The sequence below is a fragment of the Parasedimentitalea psychrophila genome (genome assembly GCF_030285785.1).
In the GTDB taxonomy this organism is placed as follows: domain Bacteria; phylum Pseudomonadota; class Alphaproteobacteria; order Rhodobacterales; family Rhodobacteraceae; genus Parasedimentitalea; species Parasedimentitalea psychrophila.
On the sequence record NZ_CP127247.1, the window covers coordinates 1,299,701 to 1,326,088 of the forward strand.

A 26,388-nucleotide genomic window follows, 5' to 3' on the forward strand; every position below is an offset into this window, starting at 1 on the left:
ATGCCGGTGGACGAACCACCGACACCGCGACTTAACTAAGGAGAAACTCTCATGGCTATGAAAATTCGTCTCGCCCGCGGCGGTTCCAAAAAACGCCCCTTCTATCGTATCGTTGCCGCTGACAGCCGCATGCCCCGCGATGGCCGCTTCATCGAAAAACTGGGCACCTATAACCCGCTGCTGCCAAAAGACAGCGAAGAGCGCGTTAAAATGAACGTCGAGCGCATCCAGTACTGGATTGGCCAGGGCGCCCAGCCAACCGACCGTATCGCCCGTATGCTGGAAGCCGCTGGCGTTATTCCAAAGACTTCCCGCAGCAACCCTAAAAAGGGTGTTCCAGGCAAGAAAGCCGTTGCGCGCGCTGAAGAAAAAGCCGCCAAGGCAGCCGACGCTGCCGACGCGGAATAAGATCATGACGCGGCGGGACTCTGAATTTTCCGAGGATTTCCGCAGCCAGTTTGATCTGCTGATGCGGCTCCGGCGTGACGTGCGCCGGTTCCGCAACACACCGGTGGACGAGGCGGTGCTGACGCGCTGCCTCGACGCCATCCGGCTGGCCCCTTCGGTGGGGCTCAGCCAACCCTGGCGCATCCTGCGCGTTGACAGCGAGACGGCCCGCGCCGCCGCTTTGACCAATTTTCAGACCGCCAATGCACAGGCACTGGCCGGCTATTCCGGCGACCGTGCCAAGACCTATTCACAGCTGAAACTGACCGGCATGCAGGACGCCCCGGTGCAACTGGCAATCTACTGCGATGACTCCACAACCCAGGGCCACGGGCTGGGCGCCGCCACCATGCCGGAAATGCGCCGCTATTCGGTGGTCACCGCCATCACCCTGTTCTGGCTGACCCTGCGCGCTGAAGGATTGGGATTGGGCTGGGTCTCGGTGCTGGACCCGGACCAGTTGAACCGGGATCTGAATGTGCCCGCGGACTGGCAGCTGATCGGCTATTTTTGCCTGGGCCACCCCGAACAGATCAGCGAAACGCCCGAGCTGGAACAAAAAGGCTGGGAGACCCGCCAGCAGGCGCTTTTCATCGAGCGCCGATGAGCCTGCTTCTGCGTCCCATCCGAACCGTGATGATGATGGCGCTGGCCTTTGCGACCGGGATAGGCTTTGACCGTATAAAACACAGTGAGCGGTGTCATATTGCCGGCGGCTCGGTAGAGGCCGGACTATGCACAGGAGAAAACAATGAGTGATCTAATCTGTATCGGCGCAGTCGCAGGCTCTTTTGGAGTCCGTGGCGAGGTCCGCCTGAAAAGCTTTTGCGCGGTGCCCGAAGACATCGAGAGCTACTCTCCGCTGCAAAACGAGGATGGCAGCCAAAGCTATACGGTGTCGCTGACCCGGGTGACCAACAACGGTTTTGTGGCCATTCTGGGCGGTGTTGAGACCAAGGAACAGGCGGATGCCATCAAGGGCCTGCGACTGTTTGCACCGCGCGATGCGCTGCCCAATCTGCCCGATGATGAATATTATTATGCCGACCTGACCGGACTGCAGGTGTTTGACACCGGCGGCACCCTGTTGGGGCAGGTGAAATCGGTGATGAACCATGGTGCCGGCGACCTGCTAGAGGTCCAGGCGCCGGGTCTGAAGGATACTGTGTTGCTGCCGTTCACCCAGGCCGCGGTGCCAACGGTCGACATGGGTCAGCGCCGTATCATTGCTGATCCGCCTGATGGCTTGTTCTGACCCATGCCTGCAGGGGGCTTTGCCCCCTCGCACCACAGGCGCTCACCCCCAGGATATTTAGGGCCAGATGAAAGGCAGATCCGCCTCTTCATCTGGCCCTAAATATCCCGGAGCGCGAGGCAGAGCCTCGCAGTTGCGCTGCCTTTCCTTCCGGCCGCCCCTCGCCTATGAAAGCGCCATGACCGAACGCCCAAATAAATCCCACGGCCGCAAGGCCATTCGCCCGACGCTGAAACCGCGCGCACTGATGACCGACACCCCGGATCTGGTCGGCGTCTGGAAGGCCAAGATTCTGACGCTGTTCCCAACCGCCTTCCCCGGAGTGCTGGGCGAAAGCCTGACCGGCAAGGCGCTGCAAGAGGGCCTGTGGCAGCTGGAGACCATCGACCTGCGACGGTTTGGCATCGGCAAACATCGCAATGTTGACGACACCCCGGCCGGCGGCGGTGCTGGAATGGTGCTGCGGGCCGATGTGCTGGGCGCGGCTATCGACCATGCGATGGAGGGGGTGACTGGCAATCACCCGTTGATCTACCTGTCGCCGCGCGGCAGGCCGATGGACCAGCAGATGATGCAGGACCTGGCCTGCGCTGACGGTGTGACCCTGCTCTGTGGCCGCTTTGAAGGCGTCGACGAGCGGGTGCTGCAGCATTATGGCATCCAGGAGGTCAGCCTTGGTGATTTTGTGATGACCGGCGGCGAGATCGCCGCGCAGGCGTTGATTGATGCCACTGTGCGACTGATCCCCAATGTGCTGGGAAATTCCGCCTCGACCGAGGAAGAGAGCTTTTCCTCGGGCCTGCTGGAACATCCGCAATACACCCGCCCGGCTGAGTGGCAGGGGCGCAGGATCCCGGATGTTCTGATGTCAGGCCACCATGGCAATGTCGCCAAGTGGCGCCATGAGATGAGCGAAGAGATCACCAAAGCCCGGCGCCCCGACCTGTGGGATGCCTACGCCAAGCCAAAATAGACCAAGCGTTCTTAGCCCTGGCCACTCGGATAGGCCGTGCCCTCATTCCGGCAACAGGCTGGGGTATCTTCCCGGTAGCCCCCCGGAAACAGTCCTGCCGAGTGACGGCGCTGACGCTGTCTTCTGCAAATCTGGCAAGAACCGCGTGCGGCCCCAAGGAAAGCACATATTTGGCTTGATCTGGCCGCCGCGACGGCCTAATGCTCCGCGGGTCTGGAATCACTTTGGTGGCTCCGGGCCGTTTGGTTTTGCATTCAGCTGATCTGCCTCGACCTTCTTCGGTCACGGGCAGCGGATCAAGACCGGCACACAGGAATGGACAGATCGATCTCTGGCGGGCGCGGCTTGCGGACCCGGTGAAGACCAAGAGCTCTCGGACTGCATAAATCTTCGTGGGAAACCACGAGCTAAAAATTAGGAGTTTGCGATGAACCTGATCGCACAGCTGGAGGCGGAACAAGTTGCCGCCCTGGGGAATGATATCCCCGATTTCAAAGCCGGTGATACCATCCGCGTTGGCTTTCGAGTGACCGAAGGGTCGCGCACCCGTGTTCAGAACTACGAAGGCGTTTGCATCTCGCGCAAGAACGGCAAGGGCATTGCCGGTTCGTTCACCGTTCGCAAGATCTCCTTCGGTGAAGGCGTTGAGCGCGTATTCCCACTGCACTCGACCAACATCGATGCCATCACAGTGATCCGTCGTGGCCGCGTTCGTCGCGCCAAACTGTACTACCTGCGCGCCCGTCGCGGTAAGTCGGCACGGATCGCCGAAGACACGAACTACAAATCCAAAAAAGCGTAAGGAGTGGTATCATGAAAAAAGACATCCATCCCGAGTACCACGGCATCAAAGTCAAAATGACCGATGGCACCATTCTGGAAATGCGCTCGACCTGGGGCAAAGAAGGCGACCAGATGGCGCTGGATATCGATCCCTCGGTTCACCCTGCCTGGACCGGCGGCAACACCCGTCTGATGGACGCCGGTGGCCGTGTATCGAAGTTCAAAAAGAAATACGAAGGTCTGGGCTTCTAAGCACCGCTTCTATTCAGTTTCGAAAAACGCCGCTCCATTGGGGGCGGCGTTTTTTATTGGCAACAGATCCGTCAAAATCGGTAAAAACAGGCCCTAATAAAGGGCTTTGTGCGCTTTTCATCGAATCCAACCGCTTCTATAGTCGCGCCAACAATCGCGCAGCATGGCGTGGCAACGAAGGGACATCAGATGGCGCATATCATTGTCGTCGGGAACGAAAAGGGTGGCGCAGGCAAATCCACCGTGTCGATGCATCTGGCCACCGCGCTGGCGCGGCTTGGCCATAAGGTGGCGGCGCTGGACCTGGATCTGCGTCAGCGTTCAATGGCGCGGTACTTAGAAAACCGTCGCGAGTTCATGGCGCTGTCCGAGCTGGATCTGCCAACGGTTGAGTGTCACGACCTACCCGAGATCGACCCGGACTCGCTGCAACCCGGCGAAAATATCTATGACCACCGGCTGTCCGCAGCAGTGGCGGCGCTGGAGCCGGACAACGATTTTATCCTAATCGACTGCCCCGGTTCGCACACCCGGCTCAGTCAGGTGGCGCATTCGCTGGCTGACACCCTGGTGACGCCGCTGAACGACAGTTTTGTCGATTTCGACCTATTGGCGCATATCGACCAGAAGGGCGAAAAGATCCTTGGCCCGTCGGTCTATTCCGAGATGGTCTGGAACGCCCGTCAACTGCGCGCCCAGGCCGGGCTAAGGCCGATTGACTGGGTGGTGATCCGCAACCGGGTTGGCACCCAGCGGATGCTCAACAAGGAAAAGATGGAGCGCGCCATCAGCATGCTGTCCAAGCGCATCGGCTTTCGGGTTGCCCCGGGTTTTTCCGAGCGGGTGATTTTCCGTGAGCTGTTCCCGCGTGGGCTGACGCTGCTGGATCTGAAAGACATCGGCGTCAAGCAGCTGAACATTTCCAACATCGCCGCCCGGCAAGAGCTGCGCGACATGATGAAGGCGGTCAAGCTGCCCGGCGTCGACGTCAATATCTGACGCAAGGAGCCGCTGCTTTGGCGGTGGCTCTCACTTGGCGCCATCAAAAATCGTATAGAGCTCAATCGGCTCGGCAACGCCGCGCAGCATATAGCGCCCCAGCGACACCAGATCATGTGGCGACGGCTGCGCCGCCCGTTGCACCACCTCGGACACGATAATGCTTTGCCCCACCTCGCGGTGCAGTCCCGAGATCCGCGAGGTCAGGTTGACGGTGGGTCCAATGACCGTGAAATCCAGCCGGTTCTCGGCGCCGATATTGCCGTACAGGATTTCACCCGCATGCAGCGCCAGGGTGAAATCCGCCACTGGCAGGCCCGCACTGGCCCGCTCGATATTGCGCTCTGCGATTTTTGTCCGCAATTCGCTGGCCGCATCCAGCGCCGCCTTTGCATCCTCTTGAACGCTGCCAAGGTCAAACATGGTCAGGATGCCATCGCCCATGAATTTGAGGATATTGCCGCCGAAGCCCTGAATGGTGGCCACAGCCAGCGCGAAATAGTCGTTCAGCATGTCGATCAGATCCGGCCCGGGCAGCTGCTCGGCCAGGCGGGTAAAGCCTTTGAGGTCGAAGTAACAGATCACCGCGTCGATTTTTTGCGATGAGCCACGCTGGATCTCGCCTGACAGCACCCGCCGACCCGCATCCCGGCCCAAATAGACCTGCAGCAGGTCGCTGGCCATCTGCCGATGCGACGACGATTTCAGCGCCAGCCCTAGATAGGGCAATAAGGTGCGGAACAGCGACAGATCAGCGTCGGAAAATCCGCCCTCCTGATCCGAGGTCCAGGATACCATCATGCCTTCGGCGGGGTTATTGGGATCATTTGCCCCATCGTCCGGCGCGCCAAACATCAGTCTGGTTGCAAAATAGTCTGTCGCGCCGGTTTTCGACAAGTCTCGCATCAAAGGGAAATCGGTCATGTCCGCGGCCCCAAAGGAGGAGCGGAATTCTTCGCTGCCCAGCTCCAGCATCCTGTAGAACGGACTTTGCAGCCAAGCGTCGATTGGCGTTTCCTGACGTTGAAAATACTGGTGAGACAGGCCCTCGGCACCGGTCCAGCTAAAGCCAATACCGCCGAACTTGGGATGAAAGGCCCGCTGCGCGACATGAAACCGCAACAGTGGAATACCCGCCTGAACCAGGCGTTCGCAGTAGCCCTTAAGAATGTCCTCACGGCTGACACCGTGGAGCCCCTGCTCAATTATCCAGGCAATCAGCGGTGCCGCGATGTTATCAGTCTCAGTCATTCAGGCCTCTTTTGGTTCGCCCGTGATGTGGGCATGCCGATACCAAATTACTATGGGTCTATCCCGGAAATTTTCTTCAGCAGACGGCGCAGCAGGGCGGCCTCGTCTGCGCTGAATTGGGACGTCAGTTTTGCGTCATAAGTTTTGGCAACCGAACGCAGGTCACGATAGGCCATTTCCCCCGCAGGTGTCAGCGCCAAATGTTCCGCACGGCGATCATTCTCGTCCCGATCACGGGTCACAAACCTGCGCGCCGCCAGTTTGGCAACCGCCCGGCTAATCTTGGTCTTATGGATTTTCGCCCGCAAGCTGATGTCTTTGGCAGTCATGCTGCCATGAATGCCAAGATGGAACAGCACCCGCCACTCGGTCCGCAGCATGCCATACCGGTTCTTATATTCGCCCTGAAACTCGAGCGAACACTCCTCGGCGGCGCGGTTCAGCAGGAAGGGCAGGAAATCCTGCAGCGTAAAGTCATCTTTTTCTGTCATCCGGGCCTCCTATCCCTTGTTAGTTACAAAATCAACTATTATCGAAGCAACGAGACCGAAAAGGAACGCGCAATGACCCGACCTGTTGATCCCCATGAGATGATCCAGGCCCCCTCGCTGGCGGGCCCGCACCAAGGCTATATGTCCGGCTTTGGCAACGATTATGAAACCGAGGCGCTGCCCGGAGCGCTGCCCCAGGGCATGAACTCGCCACAGAAATGCGAGTACGGTCTGTATGGCGAGCAGCTCTCGGGCACCGCCTTTACCGCGCCCAGCCATCAGAACGAACGCACCTGGTGCTATCGCATCCGGCCCAGCGTCAAGCACAGCCACCGCTACAGCAAGATTGACCTGCCACAGTGGAAATCTGCGCCCAATGTGGACCCGGTTGTGATCAGCCTGGGCCAGTACCGCTGGGACCCAATGCCGCACAGCGACACCCCCCTGACCTGGCTGACCGGCATGCGCACCATGACCACGGCGGGGGATGTGAACACCCAGGTCGGCATGGCGACACATATCTACCTGGTGACGGATTCGATGGTCGACAGCTATTTCTATTCCGCCGATTCCGAGATGCTGGTGATCCCCCAAGAGGGCCGGTTGCGGTTCTGCACCGAGCTGGGGATCATCGACGTGGAACCGCAGGAGGTCGCCATTCTGCCACGCGGTCTGCTGTACCGGGTCGAGGTGCTGGAAGGTCCGGCGCGCGGTTTTGTCTGCGAGAACTACGGCCAGAAATTCGAGCTGCCCGGCCGCGGCCCGATTGGCGCCAACTGCATGGCCAACCCGCGCGACTTCAAAGCGCCGGTTGCGGCGTATGAGAACCGCGAGGTGCCCTCAACCGTGACCATCAAATGGTGCGGCCAATTCCACCAGACTAAGATTGGCCAATCGCCGCTGGACGTGGTGGCCTGGCACGGCAATTATGCGCCGGTGAAATACGACCTGCGCACCTATTGCCCGGTGGGCGCCATCCTGTTCGACCACCCGGATCCCTCGATTTTTACCGTGCTGACGGCTCCTTCCGGCCAAGCGGGCACCGCCAATATCGACTTTGTGCTGTTCCGCGAGCGCTGGATGGTGGCCGAAGACACCTTCCGCCCGCCGTGGTATCATAAGAACATCATGTCGGAACTGATGGGCAATATCTACGGCCAGTATGATGCCAAACCCAAGGGGTTCATCCCCGGCGGCATGAGCCTGCATAATATGATGATCCCACACGGACCGGACAAAAACGCCTTTGAGGGCGCCTCGAATGCCAACCTCGGCCCCGAAAAACTGGACAATACCATGTCGTTCATGATCGAAACCCGCTTCCCGCAGCATCTAACCGCCTTTGCAGCCAATGAGGCGCCGTTGCAGGATGACTATATTGATTGCTGGTCGGATCTCGAAAAGAAGTTCGACGGCACGCCCGGCAAGAAATAACCTGTCCAGATTGACCCGCTTCGTAGCGGGCAGGCCCTAAGGAAAAAGGCGGCGATTGATGCGCAAAAACCAAGTTGTACTGCTGGGCACCAAAGGCGGCCCCGCCATCCGCCCCGGCACCCGGATGCCCACTGCTATTCTGGTGCAGATGGATGGGCAGACAATTCTGGTGGATGCCGGTCTAGGCGTGTCGCGCGGCCTCTGCGACGCCGGCGTGGCGCTGACCGATCTGGATGCCATCGTGATCACCCATCTGCATTCCGACCACTATCTTGAACTGGGGCCACTGCTGCACACCGCCTGGACCGCAGGATTGACCCGTCCCGTGCCGGTCATCGGCCCTAAGGGGTTAGATGCCTATTGGGCCGGATTTCAGCAATCGATGGAGTTCGACATTTCCCTGCGCCTGCGCGATGAGGGCCGCCCTGACTTTGCGCCATTGGCCGATATTCAGGTGATCGAACCGGGGCAGATGCAGCTGGGCCCGCTGACCATGGATGTAATCCGCAACGCCCATCCGCCGATCTCCGACAGCTTTGCCCTGCGCCTGACCGGTAAGGACCACAGCGTTGTGCTGTCCGGTGACACCGCCCCGATCCCCGAAATGATCGATTTCTCCAAGGGCGCGGACCTGCTGGTACATGAGGCCATGCTCTCGGCCGGCATCGACGCGCTCTGTGCCCGGGTTGGCAATGGCGATGACCGGTTGCGCCACCATCTGGAGCGCTCGCACAGCCCCGCCGACCAGGTGGGCCGCATCGCCAGCCAAGCCGGCGTCAAACGTCTCGCCCTGAATCACCTCGTCCCTTGTGACGACCCCGATTTCACTGAAACAGACTGGCAGACCGAAACCTGCCGTGAATGGTCGGGCCCGCTGTTTATCGGAACCGACGGGCTGACCATTTCCCTCGACCAAAAGGAACCCCCCACATGTCTTTGATGAAAAGCTGGGTCGCTTCGGCCAATGACGCCGCCCACCCCTTTCCGCTGAACAACCTGCCCTACGGCGTGTTTTCCACCGCTGACGGCGAACCACGCTGTGGCGTTGCCATTGGCGACATGATCCTGGACATGCAGATCGCCGAGGAATCGGGCCTGATCGCGCTGACCGACGATCCGCTGTTTGACGTGCCGTTCTGGAACGCCCTGATGGAGGAAGGTCCCGCTGTCTGGGCCGCCCTGCGGGCACGGCTGACTGCACTGTTGGGCAAGGGGGCTGCCGAGCAGGCTAAAGTGGAAGTGCTGCTGGTGCCGATGGGTGATGCCGATCTGCACATGCCACTTGCGGTCAGCGAATACACCGATTTCTACGCCGGGATGCAGCACGCCAAGAACATGGGCGCCATCCTGCGCGGCTCACCCGATCTGCCAGCCAACTGGCTGCACATCCCCATCGGCTACAATGGCCGCGCCTCCTCGGTGGTGGTCTCGGGCACCGACATCCACCGCCCCAATGGCCAGACCAAAGCCCCCGATGCCGAGATGCCCTCGTTCGGGCCCAGCAAACGGTTGGATATCGAGCTGGAGATGGGCGCGATTGTTGGCACCTGTAGTGAACTGGGCCAGCCAATCACCGTCGACGAAGCGGACGCAATGATCTTTGGCTATGTGCTGCTGAACGACTGGTCGGCGCGCGACATCCAGGGCTGGGAATACCAGCCGCTGGGCCCGTTCCAGGGCAAGGCCTTTGGCACCTCGATCTCGCCGTGGATTGTCACCTCGGCAGCGCTGGAAGATTTCCGCGCCCCAACACCGCCGCGCGAAAAACAGCTACTGCCCTATCTGCACGGCAGCAAAGACGGGCTGTTTGATATCGAGCTTGAGGTGCTGATGCAGCCCGAGGGCGCCGACAAAGCCACCTCGCTGTCCAAGACCAACTATAGCCGCATGTATTATTCAGCCGCCGAACAGCTGTGCCACCACGCTAGTGGTGGCTGCGAAATGAACACCGGCGATCTGCTGGGCTCGGGCACCATCTCTGGACCTGACCGCTCTGAATTCGGCTCGCTGATGGAGCTGAGCTGGGCCGGACGTGAACCCTTCACCCTCGACACCGGCGAGACCCGTGGTTTCATCGAGGACGGCGATACCCTGACCCTGCGCGGCAATGCCCGAGGCAAGGGCTTCACCATCGGCTTTGGCGACTGCAGCGGCAAAATCCTGCCTGCGAAAACCTGGGGCTAAATCATGACTCTCGCGCTTGACCATATCCAGATTGCGATCCCCAAGGGAGGCGAGGACCAGTGCCGCGCCTTTTGGGGAGAGTTGGTCGGCTTGTGCGAGATCCCCAAACCCAAAACTCTGCAGGCGCGTGGCGGGCTTTGGTATGCGCTGGCTGGAGCCGAGTTGCACCTTGGCGTCGAAGAGCCGTTTGCTCCAGCACTGAAAGCCCATCCTGGCTTTCGCACCACCGACATAGCCGCGCTTGCTGCGCGGCTTGAAACCGCAGGTCACGCGTTGACCTGGGACACCACAATAAAGGGGCGCGAACGGTTCTTTACCAAAGATCCGTTCGGCAACCGCCTAGAATTCCTGCAAGAAAACTAACCGGCTTCTTCTTTGAGAAAATACTCCCGCCGGAGGCTCCCAAACCCTCCACTGGCGCTGACACATAAGGACTAATACCATGGCCAAAGCATTCGCGTCCCAAGGGGACATGTCGGAAAAGAAAATCACCTTTGATGAAATCGGCAAGGACATTTATGCCTTCACCGCCGAGGGCGATCCAAACTCGGGCGTCATCATCGGCGACGATAGCGTGATGATCATCGAGGCGCAGGCCACCCCGCGGCTGGCCAACAAGGTCATCGACTGTGTGCGCTCGGTCACCGACAAGCCGATCAGCCACGTGGTGCTGACCCACTACCACGCGGTGCGGGTGCTGGGGGCCTCGGCTTTTGGCGCCGAACAGATCATCATGGGCGACAGGGCCCGCGCCATGGTGGTGGAACGCGGACAAGAAGACTGGGACAGCGAATTCCAGCGCTTCCCGCGCCTGTTTGAGGGCCATGAGAGCATTCCTGGCCTGACCTACCCCACCACCACCTTCAGCGAAGACATGACCGTCTATCTGGGCAACCGCCGCATCGACCTGATGCATCTGGGCCGCGCCCATACTGCGGGCGATATCGTCATCCATGTGCCGGATGAAAACGTCATGTTCACCGGTGACATCGTCGAATACCACTCGGCCTGCTATTGCGGCGACGGACATTTCAGCGACTGGGGTGATACTCTGGATGCGATCTCATCCTTTGACGTCGACGCCATTGCACCGGGTCGCGGCGATGCGCTGATCGGCAAGGACATGGTCTCTGCTGCCATTGAAAACACCCGTGATTTTGTCGAAAGCACCTATCGCCCCGCCGCCCGGGTTGCGGCCCGCAACGGCACCCTGAAAGAGGCCTGGGACGCGGTGCGCGAAGAATGTGATCCAAAATTCAAGGATTACGCCATCTACGAGCATTGCCTGCCCTTCAACGTCGCCCGCGCCTTTGACGAGGCCCGCGGCATCGAAAACCCGCGCATCTGGACCGCCCAGCGTGACATCGAAATGTGGGAGGCCCTGCAGGGCTAAAGCGAAGGGTCGCTTTTTCAACACCTGGCTGCGGTTGAACCTTTGCGGGGTTCGACCGCAACCAAGCCCAAAAAAAACCAATGAAACAGGCAAAAGGCATTGATCCAGATCGTGTCGCCGTAGCCTGAATAATGAGAAAATAAGCAAATACTCCCGGCGACCTGTCGCCGGGAGCCGGTGAAACTGTGCCCTGCGCACACTCATCTTGGGAGGAGACCAGATGAATAAGATTTTTGAAGTCCCTATGTACCCCTACGCGCGTCATGCGGATCAGGATGCATCCACACCTGTGCGCCATAAGGTCATTGTGATAGGCGCCGGACCCGTTGGTCTGGGCGCTGCCATCGACCTGGCCCAGCAGGGCGTTGAAGTTGTGGTGCTGGATGACAATGACAAGGTGAGCTTTGGCTCGCGGGCCATTTGTTTTGCCAAACGGCCGCTGGAAATCCTTGACCGATTGGGATGTGGCACCCCGATGGTCGACAAAGGTGTGCAGTGGAATGTCGGCAAGGTGTTCTTTGATGAGCGCCCGGTCTATGACTTTAATCTGCTGTCCGAAGACGGCCACCAATTCCCCGCCTTCATCAATCTTCAGCAATATTATTTTGAGGAATACATGGTGAACCGGGTCCGCGAAATGCAGGCCAAGGGCGCGCCGATCGAGATCCGCGGCCGCAACAAAGTCTCAGCCATTGGCACCCACCCGGACCATGTCACCATTGAGATCGACACCCCCGAAGGCTCATATAATCTTGAGGCCGACTGGCTGATTGCCTGTGATGGGGCCGGATCTCCGGCGCGGACGATGCTGGGCAAGGATTTTGTCGGCCGGGTGTTCGAGGATAACTTCCTGATTGCCGATGTGGTGATGGAAGCCGATTTCCCCACCGAGCGCTGGTTCTGGTTTGATCCGCCCTTCAACAAGGGCCAGTCTGCCCTGCTGCACAAGCAGCCCGATAACGTCTGGCGCATTGACCTGCAACTGGGCTGGGATATCGACAAGGAGCGCGAGAAGCGTCCCGAGAACGTCATTCCGCGCCTGAAAGCAATGCTGGGTGACGATGTGGAGTTTGAGCTGGAGTGGGTGTCGATCTATACCTTCCAGTGTCGCCGCATGGAACAGTTCCGTCATGATCGGGTGTTGTTTGCCGGCGATGCGGCGCATCAGGTCAGCCCCTTTGGCGCCCGTGGGGCCAATTCAGGCCTGCAGGATACCGACAACCTGGTCTGGAAGCTGAAGCTGGTGATTGATGGCAAGGCCCCCGAAAGCCTGCTGGACACCTACGATGCTGAGCGGGTTTACGGTGCCGATGAGAACATCCTGAACTCCAGCCGCTCGACCGATTTCATCACCCCAAAATCGGAAATGTCACGCCTGTTGCGCGATGCGGTGCTGGATCTGTCCGAGCATCATGAGTTTGCCCGCCCACTGGTCAACTCAGGCCGACTGTCGGTGCCCTGCACCTATGACGGCTCAACCCTGAACTCGGCGGATGCGCTGAGCGGTCCGGACCGCACAAGGCCCGGATCGGCCTGCCCCGATGTGCTGCTAGAGGATGGTTATCTGCTGCCGAAACTGGCGAACAAGTTCACCCTGCTGACCATTGACGCGGAGGCCCCCGATCTGATCGAGGAGGGTGGCATCACCGTCACCCGACTGGCCCTATCGGTCAAGGACGACAAATCCCTGGCCCTAAAAGAGCGTTATCTGGGGGATTGCGAAACTGGCGTCTATTTGATCCGGCCGGATCAGCATGTCGCAGCTCGCCGCCCCAGCTTTGATGAAAACCAATTCCGCGCCGCCATCCGCCGCGCCACAGGCCAGGAGTAGCCCGATGTCCGACCAACTGATCCTGACCCCGAATATCGACGGTGGTGATGACTTTTACGCCGAGCTGCTGGCCAACCACGAGGGTCTCAGCAAGCCACAAAGCGATGCGCTGAACGCCCGGCTGGTACTGGTGCTGGCCAACCATGTGGGCAATCGCGCAATTTTGACCCAGGCGCTGGCTGCCGCCGCTTTGAACCAAACCCCGGAGGAATAACGACATGAAAATCGAACAGATCCACCACGTTGCCTATCGCTGCAAAGATGCCAAGCAGACCGTGGAATGGTATAACACCATGCTGAAGATGGACTTTGTGCTGGCGATTGCCGAGGACCATGTGCCCTCAACCCACGAGCCGGACCCCTACATGCATGTCTTTATGGATGCGGGCAATGGCAACGTGCTGGCGTTCTTTGAGCTGCCAACCAAGCCGGAAATGGGCCGTGACCCAAACACTCCGATCTGGGTGCAGCATATCGCCTTCAAGGTCAAAGACCGCGACACGCTGCTGGAATTCAGGGATCATCTTGTCAGCAATGGTGTCGAGGTTCTCGGCGTCACCGACCACTCGATCTTCCATTCGATCTATTTCTTTGATCCCAATGGTCACCGGGTAGAGCTGGCCTGTGCTGATCCAAAGGAAGAGGCGATGCTGGCCAAGCTGGACGCGGTGAAGTGGGATATGCTGGAGGAATGGTCGAAGACCAAAAAAGCACCCAAACACGCCGAGTGGATGCACTCGAAAGAGCTCAGCGACGTATAGGCTGGACAGGGGTGCGTGCCAGCACGCACCCTACACTGACTGATTAGCACACCGAGTGGGGGATAAGGCATGAGTGAGACAGTTCTGTATGATTATTGGCGATCCTCCGCCAGCTATAGGCTGCGCATTGCGCTGAACCTGGCGGCGATCCCCTATCGGGCTGTCTCGGTTGATCTGGTCAAGGGCGAGCAGCGATCTGCGGCCCATCTGGCGCGCAATCCGCAAGGGCTGGTGCCGGTGCTGGAGATCGACGGGTTGCAGCTGACACAGTCCCTGGCGATCCTCGACTATCTGGATCAAACCCGCGAGATGGGACTGCTGCCCAAAGACCCCGCATTGCGCGTGCAGGCCCAGGCGCTGGCGCAGTGCATCGCGGTGGATCTGCATCCGGTGTGCAATCTGCAGGTGGTTGCCTATGCGGCCTCAATCGCTGCCGATCCATCTGTCACCCGCGAGGCCTGGATGGCGCGGTTTATCCGCCCCGGACTTGAGGCGTTTGAGAGCCTGCTAGAGGCGTTTGAGCAGCAGCCTTATTGCACCGGCAAGGCACCGGGGCTGGCTGACATCTGCCTGATGCCACAGCTGTATAACGCCCGGCGCTGGGGTGTTGATTTTGCCGATCTGCCCCGGTTGGTCGCAGTGGACGCGGCCTGTTCGCAGCACCCGGCTTTTGCTGCGGCCCACCCGGATGCGGTGCACGGCGCCTGACGTGATAAGTGGCAAGCGCCGCTTTGGGCGCTTGCGCTGTGGTGTTTCAATCGGCGCGCGTCAGAGGCGCATGCGCGGCACGTCGTGCGGATCAAGCCGCAGCTCGATCAGCACCGGGCCTTTGCGGGTTCCCAGCGCCGCAAGGGCGGCCTCCAGTTCCTCACTGCTGCGGACCTCAAATCCCTGACCGCCAAGCGCGGTGGCAATTCCGGCGAACGATGGCCAGTGGAATTCCGTCAGGCTGGGATCCATCTTGCGATCGAGAAACTGGATATGTTCGGCGCCGTAAGCGGAATCATTGGCGACGATAACGATCAGGTCGAGCCCTAGACGCACGGCAGTGTTGAATTCATTGATGCCACCCATCATGAAACCACCGTCACCGCTAAACAGCACCACCGGCCGCTCCGGCGCGGCCAGCCCGGCGCCTATGGCCTCTTGCAGGCCAAGCCCGATAGAGCCGAAATTCGCTGTCACCACAAAGCTTTGTGGATCGGGCGCCGAGATGCGGCACCAGACTTCAGTCATGAAGCGGCCACCGTCGGTGACCAGCACCCGGTCCTTTGGCAGCGCCTGTTCCAGCCGTTCCAGCGCCTGGACATAGTTCACACAGCCATCGGCTGTTTTGTCCGAGCCAGTGGGATGGGTGGTCAGCGTTTCAATGTTCAGCTCGCGGGTAAAGCCGCTGGCGGGGATCTCGGCCTCATCCAGCCAATACAGAATGGTCTCGGCGGTTAGCCCCGCATCGGCCACCAGTGCGGCGTCCGGGTGCAAGCCGCCACCGATGGCGGTGGGTTCGATATCCACCTGCACGATCCGCTTGTCCTTCATCAATTTGCCACGGTCGGTGGTGAAATCATGCAACGCGGTGCCGAAACAGACGATGCAATCGGACTGGGCGATCAGATCATAGGCAGCGGGGGTCGACAGGGTGCCAAAGATGTCGATGTTATAGGGATGGTCGTTGAACAGACCCTTGGCCTTGAGCGTTGTGGCCAGTGGCGCCTCAAGCCGGTCGGCCAGCCGGATCAACTGATCCCGCGCCGCCACCGCGCCGCCGCCGGCAAGGATCAGTGGACGCCGCGCCGAGGCGATCATGCCGATGGCCTCGTCCAGAGTGTCGCCCTGCGCCACCCCACCAGGTGCAGTGAACACGTCGAGCACCTGTGTCTTGTGGTTGGCCTCTTCCCACATGAAATCGGCCGGCATGTTGAGCACGATGGGGCGGCGTTCGACCTGCGCCCGGTAGAAAGCGCGGGCGACATCCATGCCAATCGTTTCGGGGGCGCGCAGCTGCACAAACCCGGCGCCCGAGGCTTTGACCAACTCGCGCTGATCAATCCCCTGCAGGTGACGCGGGTTGGCCACCGGGGTGTCGCCGGCCAGCAGAACCATGGGAATATGGCCGCGCGCCCCTTCGGTCAGGGCGGTGATGCAATTGGTCAGGGCGGGGCCGTGGGTCACCGTCGCCACCCCGACCCGGCCTGAGACCTGGGCATAGGCCAGCGCCATCAGCACCGAGCTGCCCTCATGTGCAGCCGGGACAAACCGCCCGTCGCAGTCGCGCACAAAGCTGTCCACCATGAATAGATTGGCGTCGCCCATCAGCCCAAACATCGTATCGACGCTGTGGTCGCTGACCGCTTCGGCTATTGTTTGATAGACATGCATCTTACTACTCATCGGTATTTTCTCCTGTCGTGTTCCCATCCCTGATAGCGGAAAACCCATGCGCAAAATGCGCAAACTGGAGAAGTACAAATGAAAATATGCGGTCGATCACGCGCAAAGCCCCATCCTGATGCGCGAATCCCGCATCAGGGCAGATAGGTGCTAGTCGCCCAGCTTGGCGTGGACCTCGTCCAGATCAATCTCGCCGATTGGCATCTTGTTGGACGGATCCTCAAAATCATATTTGAACAGATCAAAGTCGCGTTTGTAGATTTCATAGATCAGATGCATCGACAGATCGTCAAAGTAATCCTCCACCGGATGCGCCCGTTTGGGCCCGTGGCCTTCACTTTCGTTGAACCGCGGGATTGCGCTCAGATCGACCGTCTGCGGCGTCTCGATCGCATTCAGAACATCCGCCATGCCGTCGTTAAAGTTCTCGGTCCAGATGATCTTGTCGTATTTTCCGCCGTTCCAGATGAAGGTGGACACATGGCCCGACATCGCGGACCAGTGAATGTCAGGATCCATCGGGCGGCGATAGCGGACGGTATCGCGCACAAACAGCAAGAAGCGGCGGAAACTGCGGATCTGGTCAAACTCTTGTTTGCCGTCGTCACCGCCAACCTCGATGCCATATTCATAAGTGAGCTTTGGCACCAGATTACCGCGATAGCGCCGCCCATTGCGCTGGATGCCGCATATCTTGTCGAAGAACGAGCTTAGAACCCTGGTGTAGGGATTGCGCACACAGGTGAACGCATAAGACTGATGGCCCTGCACATTGCGCGATATTGGCCCCTGGCTGTCGTCCAGTGCCCATTTGTGCATGCCGGACTTGGCATCATGGATATCGCCGTCAAAGAATTCGCCGTGATCGGAATAATACATGATCTGACCAATGGTCGAACAGGCGCATTTGGGCACCACACGGTACACCACGCTTTCGCTACTCGTCATCCAAGTGCCCGGAAACCCCATAGACTCTAACCTCCACCCGTGCTGCAATTTTTGCGGTTACTGACGATTGCAGACATCTATATGAAAAAACCAGAACTAACTGGTTTATTCAATCGGACTTCGCCCCTATCAAGGGATACAATGTAAAGAATTCAGGTGTATTGTCCTCATAATGGCAAAAATCGCATATATTCTGCTCTGCCATAAAGATCCTGAGGCAATTATTCAGCAGGCGGAACAGCTGACTGCGGTCGGCGATTGCATGGCGATCCACTTTGATGCCAGCGCCGATCCTGCCTCTTATGCGCTGATCCGCGCGGCGCTGGACCATAACCCCAATGTCACCTTTGTGGGCAAGCGCATCAAATGCGGCTGGGGCGAATGGTCGCTGGTTCAGGCCACCCTGCTGGCGGTTGAAGCCGCCGCAGCGGATTTCCCCCGCGCCACCCATTTCTACATGCTGTCCGGCGATTGCATGGCCATCAAGACCGCCGAGTTCACCCATAATTACCTGGATCAGAACGACCGCGATTTTATCGAGAGTTTTGACTTTTTTGACAGCGACTGGATCAAAACCGGGATGAAGGAGGAGCGGCTGATTTATCGCCACTTCTTCAACGAGCGCAACCACAAGACCCTGTTCTATGCGGCGTTAGAGCTGCAAAAACGCCTCGGACTCAAACGCGACATCCCCGGCGACATTCAGGTCCAGATCGGCAGCCAGTGGTGGTGCCTGCGGCGGCGCACCATTGAGTGGATTTTGGACTTCACCCGCGCCCGCAAGGACGTGATGCGGTTTTTCCGCACCAGCTGGATCCCGGACGAGACCTTTTTCCAGACGCTGGTGCGCCATCTGGTCAAGGAAAGCGAAATCGACCCTCGCACGCTGACGTTTTTGATGTTCACCGATTATGGCATGCCGGTGACCTTTCACAACGACCACTATGACCTGTTGCTCAGCCAGGATTTCCTGTTTGCGCGTAAAATCAGCCCCGGCGCAAAACGGCTGAAATCCCGGTTGGGCAAGCTATATGCCTCTCGCAACATAGATTTTCAGATCTCCAACGAAGGCCGCAGCCTGTTTAAATTTCTCACCGATCAGGGCCGGGCCGGTCGGCGGTTTGGGACGCGCTTCTGGGAGACCGAAAGCTCGCTGGGGCGGGAGCGCCAGCTGATGATTGTGGTCTGCAAGAAATGGCATGTGGCCAAACGGCTGGTCGAACAGGTCAGCCAGGTGACCGAAATACCAACCATCGAATACCTGTTCGACGAAGACAGCACCGTCCTGCCCGATCTGGGCGGCATTCAATCCTCTCTTGGCAAACGCACCCGCCATCGCCGCGCATTGATGCGGATGCTGTTCGAGCATCACGACAGCGACCAGCTGGTTGTCTGCATGGATCCGTCCAATCTGGAGCTGATGCATGACTTCTTTTCCGACCGCTCGCTGACCCGGCTGTTGCAGATCGACTGTGACTTTTCCGACGACTACCTGAGTGGACATGCGCGACGGGTTGGTCTGGCCGGTGAGCGGACCTCGCCCGCGACCTTAGGTCGGCTGCTTCCGACCATACGCAATGACATTACCCACGAGGCAGATCGCATTCGTGACGCCGGTTTCAGCCGCCATTTTCGCATCCGCCAGTCCGATAGCAGCGAGATCAACTCTGCTAAACTGATGGCGTTCTTTGGCGTATCGCAGGACAAGGCACTGCAGCTGGCGCAGACGCGCCACCTGTTTGAGGACTAATCAGCCCGGTTATCTCCGCCAGAGCGTATCCGTCCTAAACGGGCTGAGGGCCGCGTAACTGGCGGCCCCTAATCACTTTTTCTTCCAACTGCCCAGCCAACGGCGAACACCACTGCGTTTCTCGGACAGGGCATCCCCCGCCGCATAGAGACTGTCCTCCACATCCGCCAGCACCGGATCAATCCGCGCCCGGCGGAACCGGCGCCAGCGTACGTAGATCGCCCAGAACAGTGCCGCCAGCAGGGTCAGGAAGACGATGTTGAACCAATTGGTGGCGCTGTAGTCCGGCCCGTCAACCGGTTTGACCGAAATCGCATTGGGGTAGATTGAATAGAACTCATTGCGCCAGCCGTAGTGGCGCAACACCACCCATTGCGGCTCGGCCTTGGTGGACACCAGATCCGTCAACTCGGCCTGCAGGTTTGAGCTGTCGAGCTTGAAATACGGCGGCCAGCCCCAGCCAGTGTCTTCGTTGCGAAACACCATCGGCTTGCCGTTTTCATAGAATGCCTCGACAAAACGCACATCGCGATTCACCGTTGTCGCGGTTTCCTGCGCGGTATCCTGTTGCGCCCAGAATATTGAGTTGGCGCCAAAATCAACCCGGCGCACATCGGTGCTGACAACCCGAACCACATCGTGCTGCGGCAGCGTATAGTGGAGGACGGATCCGAACAGCACCCAGAAGGTGACCAGGATCACCCATTTGACATAGACCATCTGTGGCCCTCCTCACATGAAATTCATGACATAAACCAGCAGCGCAATCGCCCCCAGTGGAATGATATAGACCAGCAAGATCAGCTTGCGCCGGATCGAGCCATCGTATTTTTTCAGCCCGCGCCGCACAAAGGTATCGCGATCAACACTCAGGCCTTTTTGCTTCCAGTGCTGCCTGAGCTTGGAGCGGCGCACGGCCCGCGAGTACAGCGACACCAGCACATAGACAACCGTCAACACGATCAGCAGGATGAACAACAGGCGTATCAGCGGAAACATCTAGCGGCTCCTTTCGCGGGTCACCGCACCCCAGGGGCCAACCCGCTCAACCAGCCGATCCCGCGCCCGCACCTTGGGCATGCCGGCGCGGCCCAGCGGCGCGTCGTCCCCAGACATATCAGGTTCATGGCCAAAAAGCGCGTCGCGCGCGCCGGCCTTGTCCACCGCGTATTCATTGGCCAGGAACTGCACCACATAAGCCCGCTTTGCCTCGGGCCAATCCCGGTAGAGGCGATAGAACAGCGCCTTGTGACAGATGAACAGCTGGCGGATATCCAGCCGGGTCAGCTCCGCCAGCAGCATATTGACCAGATCCCGGTCCGGCGTATCGGCCGCCCGCAGGCTGTAGAAATAGGCCGGATGCTCTGAACTGATCCTTGGCCATTTCCCGCCCGAATCCGCCCAGCGCAGCATTGCCGCCAGACCTTCGTATTCCGGCGGCAGATCGCTGGCATGTTGCGCCGTCAGCCGCCGCAGTTTGGAGCGGTGCAACCCGGTCAGATCATGGCCCTTGGCGGCCAGCGCATCCGCTGCAATGAAATCCATCTTTTGCCGCAGGATTGCCTCGCCATCGACGCCGCGCGCCTTGACCACCGGTTCGACCAAATCGTTGTAATCGAGGAACTTGGCAATGCGGCTCCGCTCGTCCAGATCAAACACATATTTGATCGGCAGCTCATCGGTGGGTTTGGTGCCGCTGGCAATCAGGGCCGGATGCGCGAGGCTCTGAAACAGATACAGCCCGCCAAAATGCGCGGTCCAGAAATTGTCCTGCCCGAATGCCTCGTGCTTCAGCGTCACCGGGTTGCGGGTGATATCACCGGTCTGCTTTGCCGTTGTGATCATCTCAGCGATCAGCACATCGTCAAACCAGCCGTCATCCTCGCCTTTAAAGCGGTCCACCAGCGCCCCCAAATGCGCCGCATGACGCAGAGTGCCCTTGGTGGTATCTGCCTCAATCTGGATTTTATGAATATCAAACAACCGCGCCGGACTGTCGATTTCAAAGACTGAGTTCACCAGCTCGCCGGCCACCGCATCTGTGGCAGTCAGGGCAAACAGCTGGCGCTCATTATCGACAATAAACCGCCGCAGAATATCGCGGTTGACCGAGAACTGCGCGTTCAGCAACGGCGCGCCTTTCTGCTCGGTGCTGAGCAGAATAAACTGCCGATTGACGCCCTTGTGGTTTAGGTACAGATCATCGCCTAGCTCATCGCCGATCTCAGGGCTGTAACCGGATATATCCACATGAAAATCCGTCAGCGCGGTGGTTTTGCCGGTCAGATGTTGCAGGGCCCGGTTATAGCGCTCTACCAAGGCAGGTGAGGAAACATGGAACAGGTTGCCGAACATCAGGCCGTGTTGGATGAGGTGCTTCATGCGGGAACCACACTTAGGCTTTCCAGCCGTAGAACCAACAGCTTTACCCATGACATCGCACTTTCAATGGCCCAACTGGTCTGCTGCGGAGACAGTCGTGGCATGGGCTCGCTACCCGGCCCATGGCCTAACTGATTGCGAACTTTGGTAAAGTAGGACTTCAGCAGTTCTTTCTCCCACTCACTCAAGAATACCACTGCCTTTTTCGCAATGTTGTCGATATAGCTATGAGCACCTCTTTCGCTGCCATGTGTTTCGCCAAGTTCATCAGAAATGATTTTTATCGTACTCTCTAAAGCCTTGGCAGCAAATAACGCAGGGTCCTTGCCTCCATTATCTCGCTGATCGACTGCTTCTTTCATGTCCATATCAACATTGTTCCATTTCGGCTCAGAAACTAAGCTCCAAAATGGCTGTTCAATTTCATTTGAGATGATTTCATCTGCTTCAATTTGGAAGAATCCATTATGATAGTTCAGTGGAAACCGGGCAGTGCGAAACCTGGTGTTAATCTCAGAGGAGATCCGGTGATAGTTGTCAATCTCGTTTGAATAGCCACTGGCAATAATTGATACTGCTGACTCACCTGATTGAAGGTATTCCCTACAGTGCTCCGCGCGCTCGAATTTTAGCCGTAAGCCAAGCTCAATAAGACTGAGACGTTCCTTTATGTACTCATCTACATTCTCGGCGTCTTGTATCGCTAACTCATACCAATTTCGACAGATTTCAATATCCGCCCGCTTTTTGGTTTCTTTGCGATGAAACTCACCTAAGCCCACATCGGCTTGGTACCAAGAATGGGACAGGCTTCGAACTCCCAACTCATTCGCAAGTCGTTTTTGCAGCTCCTCCCAGAAAGCTCTACTCTTTTTTAAGGCTGATTTCTCCTGTCCCCAGTAAGGATGGAAGTCTTCCAACACAGTGAAACACTGATGCAATGCCCTTCTTTCACGACGTAGTAGCGTCCTAAAAAGCTCCGTTTCTTCGTACCGAACAGCAAAAATATCAGTCAGCATTCTTCACCCCTTCCCCTCCAAATACCGCCGCTTGGCCTCTTCCTGCCGTTCAAAATCGCGCACCATGGTGTCAATCGCCACCTCGTCCGACTTGTCGGCATAGCGGAACTCAGAATCGGCGTAGCGGTTGATCTCCTGGATCACCATGTCGACGGAAATCGGCACCCGCAGCTCCTCGATCATTGCTTTCTTGGTGTCGTAATCACGAAACAGGAACAGCTCGGGGTTCTCCATCCAGTCATCCGGCAGCTCAAAATCCATCGCCCGCACCTTCACGGCATCGGTGATGTTCTTGATGGCGCGACCAGTGAACCGCTCGTCGGCCTGTTGGATCATCTTCAGATAGCTGCCCAGCTTGGCGATGGTATCGAGGGCGCCGATCTGGCTCTCGGCGCGGTCAAACACCTCCAGCAATCCCGGCTCCTGCGGCTTTGCGTGCGCCTCGAATGAGCGCGCCACCGCCGCTTTGATCTCCTGCGCCGCAAAGGGTTGGTGTTCACCCAGTGGAATGGCGTGGTTCTTGCCCATCAGCAGGCTCAGGATATCGATATAATCCTCGCGCGATTGCGGCCCATCGACCAGGAACCGCGCCCCCGCCCGCTGGCGCAGCGCATCATCGACGTTTTCCGGATAGTTGGAGAACATGCCAAAGGTGCAATTGCCGCGGATTACGGTATTGGCGCCGGCAAAGCTCTCCATCAGCACCGCAGTGATCTCCAGCTGCCCGGCCGACGACTGCCGGTCGCCGCGCTTGCCCGCCAGCTGGTCGATGTCGTCGATGGTGCCAAAACCAATTGCGGTGGGGTCGATGATACCGTTGATAAACGCCTTGGCGTTCTGTCCCGATTTACCCTGATAGCTGTCGATATTATCGGTGCTCAGGTTCTGATAGCGGAACGGATAGCCCGCCACCTGACAGTAATCATGCACCAGCCCGGCCATCATCTGGATCAGCGTGGTCTTGCCGGTGCCCGGCTTGCCATCGCCCATAAAGGTAAAGATAAACCCACCGAGTTCAGCAAAGGGGTTCAACCGGCGCTCAAAATCATAGGCCATCAGCATCTTGGACAGCCTCAAAGCCTGATATTTGGCGATATGGTTTCCCACCACCTCGTGCGGTTTCTTGAAACTCATGGTCAGCGTGGTTGATTTACCCTTGGCCGCCGGTTCAAAGCCGCGAATGGTCAGATCATCCGCCTCCACATGCCAGGCAGCCCCGGTGAAGGGCGCCAGCCTAGGCGCAGTCTGCGCCCGCAAGCTGACCTTCTCCATCAACTGCTCACCGTAGGCCGCAATGGTGGCAATCAGCGCCGCATCATCCGGTGCATATTGCGCCAGCTTCTGGTCCAGCTCCCACAAGGCACCATGCAGCGCCAGTTGAGCATTGTCGGTCAGCAACTCCTCAACATCGCCCACCTCGACCTGCACCTCACTGGCATGCGGCGCCAGCAAATAGGCCGTAGCATTGGCAAACACATGCAACACCGCCAACGCCTCCGCCGCCAGCAACTCGCCAAACTCACCCTTGCGCCCGGCGTCCAGCGATCCGGCCAGATTGGCCCGCTTCAACTCTGCCAACCCGGAAACCTCAGAGTAGGCCTCGCCCACCGCCAGCGCCACCGCCAGCGCCCGGCGCAACACATGCTGCGCCGTCGCCTGCAACGGCGAGGTCAGCGGATCATCCTCATCCGCCGCCGCAATCCGCGCCACCAGATGCACCCCCTCGGGCCGCGCGGTGGATCGCGTCACCAGCCCAGGCGTGGTAGAGCGAAACCGCCGCCGCGTGCCCAACCCAGCCGAGCGTTCTGGCGCCGCCACAGCCTGCGCCTTGGCAATACGCGGCGTGTGATCAAACCCCTCCAATATCAAAGCCGCCGCACCGTAATGCTTGCGGATCTCCTCCTCACGCAGTTCCATCTGATCGCTAGAAAGGCTCATTTTGTCATGGTCTCCAATGTCTCACTTAAAACTCTAAAATCGCTGCCTTCCTGGTCACCTGATGTTCTCATGTCGACCGGGTAGACCTCGGTCCACCGAAACCCCAGAGAAACACCCGACAGCACAATAGGATGCTCATCATCCGCAAAACACACCCGCACAAGAACTGCCCCGGCAAGCATGTTTCCCCTAGTCTTTTCAAAACACGGACCTGTTGTGGGCCAGGGCCCTGCTTCGTCCTCACGATCCAAACGCCGATAGCCGCGGCGCAACAGCCATTGCTGATACGCTTGGACATCCAAGTCGGGTTCGGTCAGTCGTTGTGACACCACCTCAGCAGAGGGGCGAACCACTGGCGTACATGCAACAGCCAGCCCCAACAGCACTACGGCTAGCAAATGACGTCCCTTCACAATCCAACTCCCTCCAAACCAAGCCCTGGCGCCTCAAATCCCGATCCAGTTTCATCTGGCTAAAAATATCCCCGCCGGAGGCTCAAAATCTAATAGCGCAACACCTGGCCGCGCTCGCTGACCACAAATTTGCGCACATCCCCAAACCCCGGAGGGTCCTGCTCAGCCAGCACCTGAAATGGGCGCTGCGGCAGGATGATCGAGCGCTGCGTATGCGTCGCGCCAGTGTCCGCGCCACGCCCGCCAAAGGGATCCAGCGCAAACACTTCGCGCTCTACCTTGCCAAACCAGCCCGACCGTTCTTGGCGCACATCCTCGCTGCTCAGCTCCTCCATGGTCCAGGCCAGCGCCCAGTCCTGACCGGGCGGCGATCCGGCCTCCTCCAGCACCCGCCGCAATGGCCCCGACTGCTCGGTGTAGGCCGACGAATACATCGGTCCCACATGATACCGGCGCAGGTGTTTGGGGTGCAGCTGGTCAAAATCCTCGTCAAAGCCCTTGGCGATGGTCAGCAGCTTCAACCCCGCCAACCCCTGCGCCATCAGATGCGCCTGCACTTCGGGCCAGCGATACTGATCTTTGGGCAGTGCGGTCTTGCCGCTGTCCTCCAGCTCCAGCAGATAGATCACCGGCAGATTGACTTGACTGTCATAGGCGGCCCAGTGGATCAGAAACCGGCGCCGATCCCCCTGCGCCATGCCCAGCCACTGACACACCGGATCATTCTGGGTCCAGAACAGATCGCCCTTCAGCAACTCCTGATAATACAGCCGCTGCGACAGCGCGAATTGCAGCTTGGTGGGCACCTCTTGGTCCGAGATGATCTTGCGCACCATGTCGTCCTTGAGCTGCTCCTCCGAGGGCATATTGACCAGATGCCGCTCTGCCTGCTGCGCATCATTGGCCATGGTCAACAGTTCCGAGGCCACCGGAAAGCCACTGTCGCGCCGGTCCATCGCTAACGATCCAAAGAACCGCCCCGTATCCCGCCCCACCAGCAGGTATTTCATGGAGAGCGCCCGAAAGGTGAAGTTCAGCCGCATCAGATAGCTGGTCAGCGCCTTGACATCATGCTTGCCCAGCGCCCCCTCACCCTGCATCGTTGCCGCCACGCGGGTCAGATGCCCGGTAATGATCTCAAACTTGCGAAAATACCGGCGCGAGGCGAAGGTGTCACTGAGGCCTGTGTGGTCTTTGGCGGGATCAGTCATTTTTACGGTCCCTCTCAAAATCGTCTCCAAAAATTCTTTTGGCATGAGCTTGGCCATACAGCTGTGCAGTTCCTTCCCCCAACCCAATCCGACGCAAGGCATTTGTCACCTCTGCCGCTAGCCAAATGAAGCCAATAATTGCCGACATCATAATAGCTCCAATGCACGCGACCATCGCCCCATCAGTTCGAAGAATGAACAGGGCTCCGGCGCATCCTGTTGCGAATAGCAAAGCAAGTAAAAAGGCGGAACGAAGTATCTGTCTTTCTTGAATTTTCATTC

Annotated in this window: 29 protein-coding genes; 17 read left to right on the plus strand and 12 right to left on the minus strand. The window is 58.7% G+C overall.

Annotated features, from left to right (window positions below):
* Positions 1–51: 51 nt before the first annotated feature.
* From rpsP to QPJ95_RS06310, 7 genes are all read left to right on the plus strand, one after another.
* The gene (gene rpsP, locus QPJ95_RS06280; RefSeq protein WP_270917746.1) at positions 52–408 is read left to right on the plus strand and encodes a 30S ribosomal protein S16; all 357 of its coding nucleotides are present in this window, start codon (positions 52–54) and stop codon (positions 406–408) included.
* 4 nt (positions 409–412) lie between these two features.
* Positions 413–1,054, plus strand: coding sequence for a 5,6-dimethylbenzimidazole synthase (gene bluB / locus QPJ95_RS06285; protein ID WP_270917745.1), 642 nt, complete (start codon positions 413–415; stop codon positions 1,052–1,054).
* A 144-nt stretch (positions 1,055–1,198) separates the two neighbouring features.
* Positions 1,199–1,702, plus strand: coding sequence for a ribosome maturation factor RimM (gene rimM / locus QPJ95_RS06290; RefSeq protein ID WP_270917744.1), 504 nt, complete (start codon positions 1,199–1,201; stop codon positions 1,700–1,702).
* A 178-nt stretch (positions 1,703–1,880) separates the two neighbouring features.
* The gene (gene trmD, locus QPJ95_RS06295) at positions 1,881–2,675 is read left to right on the plus strand and encodes a tRNA (guanosine(37)-N1)-methyltransferase TrmD (RefSeq protein ID WP_270917743.1); all 795 of its coding nucleotides are present in this window, start codon (positions 1,881–1,883) and stop codon (positions 2,673–2,675) included.
* Between the two features lie 427 nt (positions 2,676–3,102).
* The gene (rplS, locus tag QPJ95_RS06300; protein WP_270917742.1) at positions 3,103–3,477 is read left to right on the plus strand and encodes a 50S ribosomal protein L19; all 375 of its coding nucleotides are present in this window, start codon (positions 3,103–3,105) and stop codon (positions 3,475–3,477) included.
* A gap of 11 nt (positions 3,478–3,488) precedes the next feature.
* Positions 3,489–3,710, plus strand: a complete 222-nt coding sequence (gene rpmE / locus QPJ95_RS06305; RefSeq protein ID WP_270917741.1) for a 50S ribosomal protein L31 — start codon at positions 3,489–3,491, stop codon at positions 3,708–3,710.
* A gap of 189 nt (positions 3,711–3,899) precedes the next feature.
* The gene (locus tag QPJ95_RS06310; RefSeq protein WP_270917740.1) at positions 3,900–4,709 is read left to right on the plus strand and encodes a division plane positioning ATPase MipZ; all 810 of its coding nucleotides are present in this window, start codon (positions 3,900–3,902) and stop codon (positions 4,707–4,709) included.
* Between the two features lie 30 nt (positions 4,710–4,739).
* Here the strand turns inward: QPJ95_RS06310 and QPJ95_RS06315 are convergent, their stop codons facing one another.
* Both QPJ95_RS06315 and QPJ95_RS06320 read right to left on the minus strand, forming a co-directional pair.
* The gene (locus tag QPJ95_RS06315; protein ID WP_270917739.1) at positions 4,740–5,960 is read right to left on the minus strand and encodes an adenylate/guanylate cyclase domain-containing protein; all 1,221 of its coding nucleotides are present in this window, start codon (positions 5,958–5,960) and stop codon (positions 4,740–4,742) included.
* 50 nt (positions 5,961–6,010) lie between these two features.
* Entirely contained in the window at positions 6,011–6,451 is a 441-nt protein-coding gene (locus QPJ95_RS06320) for a MarR family winged helix-turn-helix transcriptional regulator (protein WP_270917738.1), read from the minus strand.
* Positions 6,452–6,523: 72 nt separating this feature from the next.
* Here QPJ95_RS06320 and hmgA point away from each other — a divergent pair, with 72 nt between their 5' ends.
* From hmgA to maiA, 9 genes are all read left to right on the plus strand, one after another.
* Entirely contained in the window at positions 6,524–7,885 is a 1,362-nt protein-coding gene (hmgA, locus tag QPJ95_RS06325; protein WP_270917737.1) for a homogentisate 1,2-dioxygenase, read from the plus strand.
* A 58-nt stretch (positions 7,886–7,943) separates the two neighbouring features.
* The gene (locus tag QPJ95_RS06330) at positions 7,944–8,825 is read left to right on the plus strand and encodes an MBL fold metallo-hydrolase (RefSeq protein ID WP_270917736.1); all 882 of its coding nucleotides are present in this window, start codon (positions 7,944–7,946) and stop codon (positions 8,823–8,825) included.
* Positions 8,816–10,069 carry a fumarylacetoacetase gene (gene fahA, locus QPJ95_RS06335; protein ID WP_270917735.1) on the plus strand — a complete coding sequence of 418 codons (1,254 nt, stop codon included), beginning with the start codon at positions 8,816–8,818 and terminating at the stop codon, positions 10,067–10,069. The genes QPJ95_RS06330 and fahA overlap by 10 nt, the downstream gene beginning before the upstream one ends.
* A gap of 3 nt (positions 10,070–10,072) precedes the next feature.
* Positions 10,073–10,432, plus strand: coding sequence for a VOC family protein (locus QPJ95_RS06340; RefSeq protein ID WP_270917734.1), 360 nt, complete (start codon positions 10,073–10,075; stop codon positions 10,430–10,432).
* Between the two features lie 79 nt (positions 10,433–10,511).
* Entirely contained in the window at positions 10,512–11,462 is a 951-nt protein-coding gene (locus QPJ95_RS06345) for an MBL fold metallo-hydrolase (protein ID WP_270917733.1), read from the plus strand.
* A gap of 220 nt (positions 11,463–11,682) precedes the next feature.
* Positions 11,683–13,293, plus strand: a complete 1,611-nt coding sequence (locus QPJ95_RS06350) for an FAD-dependent oxidoreductase (protein WP_270917732.1) — start codon at positions 11,683–11,685, stop codon at positions 13,291–13,293.
* 4 nt (positions 13,294–13,297) lie between these two features.
* Positions 13,298–13,507 (plus strand): DUF2783 domain-containing protein, encoded by a 210-nt coding sequence (locus QPJ95_RS06355; RefSeq protein ID WP_270917731.1) that lies wholly within the window; start codon positions 13,298–13,300, stop codon positions 13,505–13,507.
* A 4-nt stretch (positions 13,508–13,511) separates the two neighbouring features.
* Positions 13,512–14,054, plus strand: a complete 543-nt coding sequence (locus tag QPJ95_RS06360) for a VOC family protein (RefSeq protein ID WP_270917730.1) — start codon at positions 13,512–13,514, stop codon at positions 14,052–14,054.
* 69 nt (positions 14,055–14,123) lie between these two features.
* A complete protein-coding gene (maiA, locus tag QPJ95_RS06365; RefSeq protein ID WP_270917729.1) occupies positions 14,124–14,762 on the plus strand; it encodes a maleylacetoacetate isomerase in 639 nt (212 codons plus the stop codon).
* Positions 14,763–14,822: 60 nt separating this feature from the next.
* Here maiA and QPJ95_RS06370 read toward each other — a convergent pair whose 3' ends face one another.
* Positions 14,823–16,445, minus strand: a complete 1,623-nt coding sequence (locus QPJ95_RS06370) for a thiamine pyrophosphate-binding protein (protein ID WP_270917728.1) — start codon at positions 16,443–16,445, stop codon at positions 14,823–14,825.
* 150 nt (positions 16,446–16,595) lie between these two features.
* Positions 16,596–17,414 carry a sulfotransferase family protein gene (locus tag QPJ95_RS06375; RefSeq protein ID WP_270917727.1) on the minus strand — a complete coding sequence of 273 codons (819 nt, stop codon included), beginning with the start codon at positions 17,412–17,414 and terminating at the stop codon, positions 16,596–16,598.
* A gap of 151 nt (positions 17,415–17,565) precedes the next feature.
* Between QPJ95_RS06375 and QPJ95_RS06380 the strand changes: the two genes are divergently transcribed.
* On the plus strand, positions 17,566–19,143 hold the full coding sequence (locus QPJ95_RS06380) for a DUF5928 domain-containing protein (RefSeq protein ID WP_270917726.1): 1,578 nt from the start codon (positions 17,566–17,568) through the stop codon (positions 19,141–19,143).
* 72 nt (positions 19,144–19,215) lie between these two features.
* On the opposite strand, the gene QPJ95_RS06385 is transcribed toward QPJ95_RS06380, so the two are convergent.
* From QPJ95_RS06385 to QPJ95_RS06420, 8 genes are all read right to left on the minus strand, one after another.
* Positions 19,216–19,863, minus strand: a complete 648-nt coding sequence (locus QPJ95_RS06385) for a DUF1523 family protein (protein ID WP_270917725.1) — start codon at positions 19,861–19,863, stop codon at positions 19,216–19,218.
* A gap of 12 nt (positions 19,864–19,875) precedes the next feature.
* Complete coding sequence (locus QPJ95_RS06390; RefSeq protein ID WP_270917724.1) at positions 19,876–20,142, minus strand: hypothetical protein; 267 nt, start codon at positions 20,140–20,142, stop codon at positions 19,876–19,878.
* The gene (locus QPJ95_RS06395; protein ID WP_270917723.1) at positions 20,143–21,525 is read right to left on the minus strand and encodes a DUF6638 family protein; all 1,383 of its coding nucleotides are present in this window, start codon (positions 21,523–21,525) and stop codon (positions 20,143–20,145) included.
* The gene (locus QPJ95_RS06400) at positions 21,522–22,544 is read right to left on the minus strand and encodes an AbiJ-NTD4 domain-containing protein (protein ID WP_270917722.1); all 1,023 of its coding nucleotides are present in this window, start codon (positions 22,542–22,544) and stop codon (positions 21,522–21,524) included. Before QPJ95_RS06400 ends, QPJ95_RS06395 begins: the two co-directional genes overlap by 4 nt.
* 3 nt (positions 22,545–22,547) lie before the next feature.
* Positions 22,548–24,482 carry an AAA family ATPase gene (locus QPJ95_RS06405; RefSeq protein WP_270917721.1) on the minus strand — a complete coding sequence of 645 codons (1,935 nt, stop codon included), beginning with the start codon at positions 24,480–24,482 and terminating at the stop codon, positions 22,548–22,550.
* Positions 24,479–24,895 carry a hypothetical protein gene (locus QPJ95_RS06410; RefSeq protein ID WP_270917720.1) on the minus strand — a complete coding sequence of 139 codons (417 nt, stop codon included), beginning with the start codon at positions 24,893–24,895 and terminating at the stop codon, positions 24,479–24,481. Before QPJ95_RS06410 ends, QPJ95_RS06405 begins: the two co-directional genes overlap by 4 nt.
* A gap of 89 nt (positions 24,896–24,984) precedes the next feature.
* Positions 24,985–26,106 carry a hypothetical protein gene (locus QPJ95_RS06415; RefSeq protein ID WP_270917719.1) on the minus strand — a complete coding sequence of 374 codons (1,122 nt, stop codon included), beginning with the start codon at positions 26,104–26,106 and terminating at the stop codon, positions 24,985–24,987.
* Positions 26,099–26,386, minus strand: a complete 288-nt coding sequence (locus tag QPJ95_RS06420) for a hypothetical protein (RefSeq protein ID WP_270917718.1) — start codon at positions 26,384–26,386, stop codon at positions 26,099–26,101. Before QPJ95_RS06420 ends, QPJ95_RS06415 begins: the two co-directional genes overlap by 8 nt.
* Positions 26,387–26,388 lie beyond the last annotated feature (2 nt).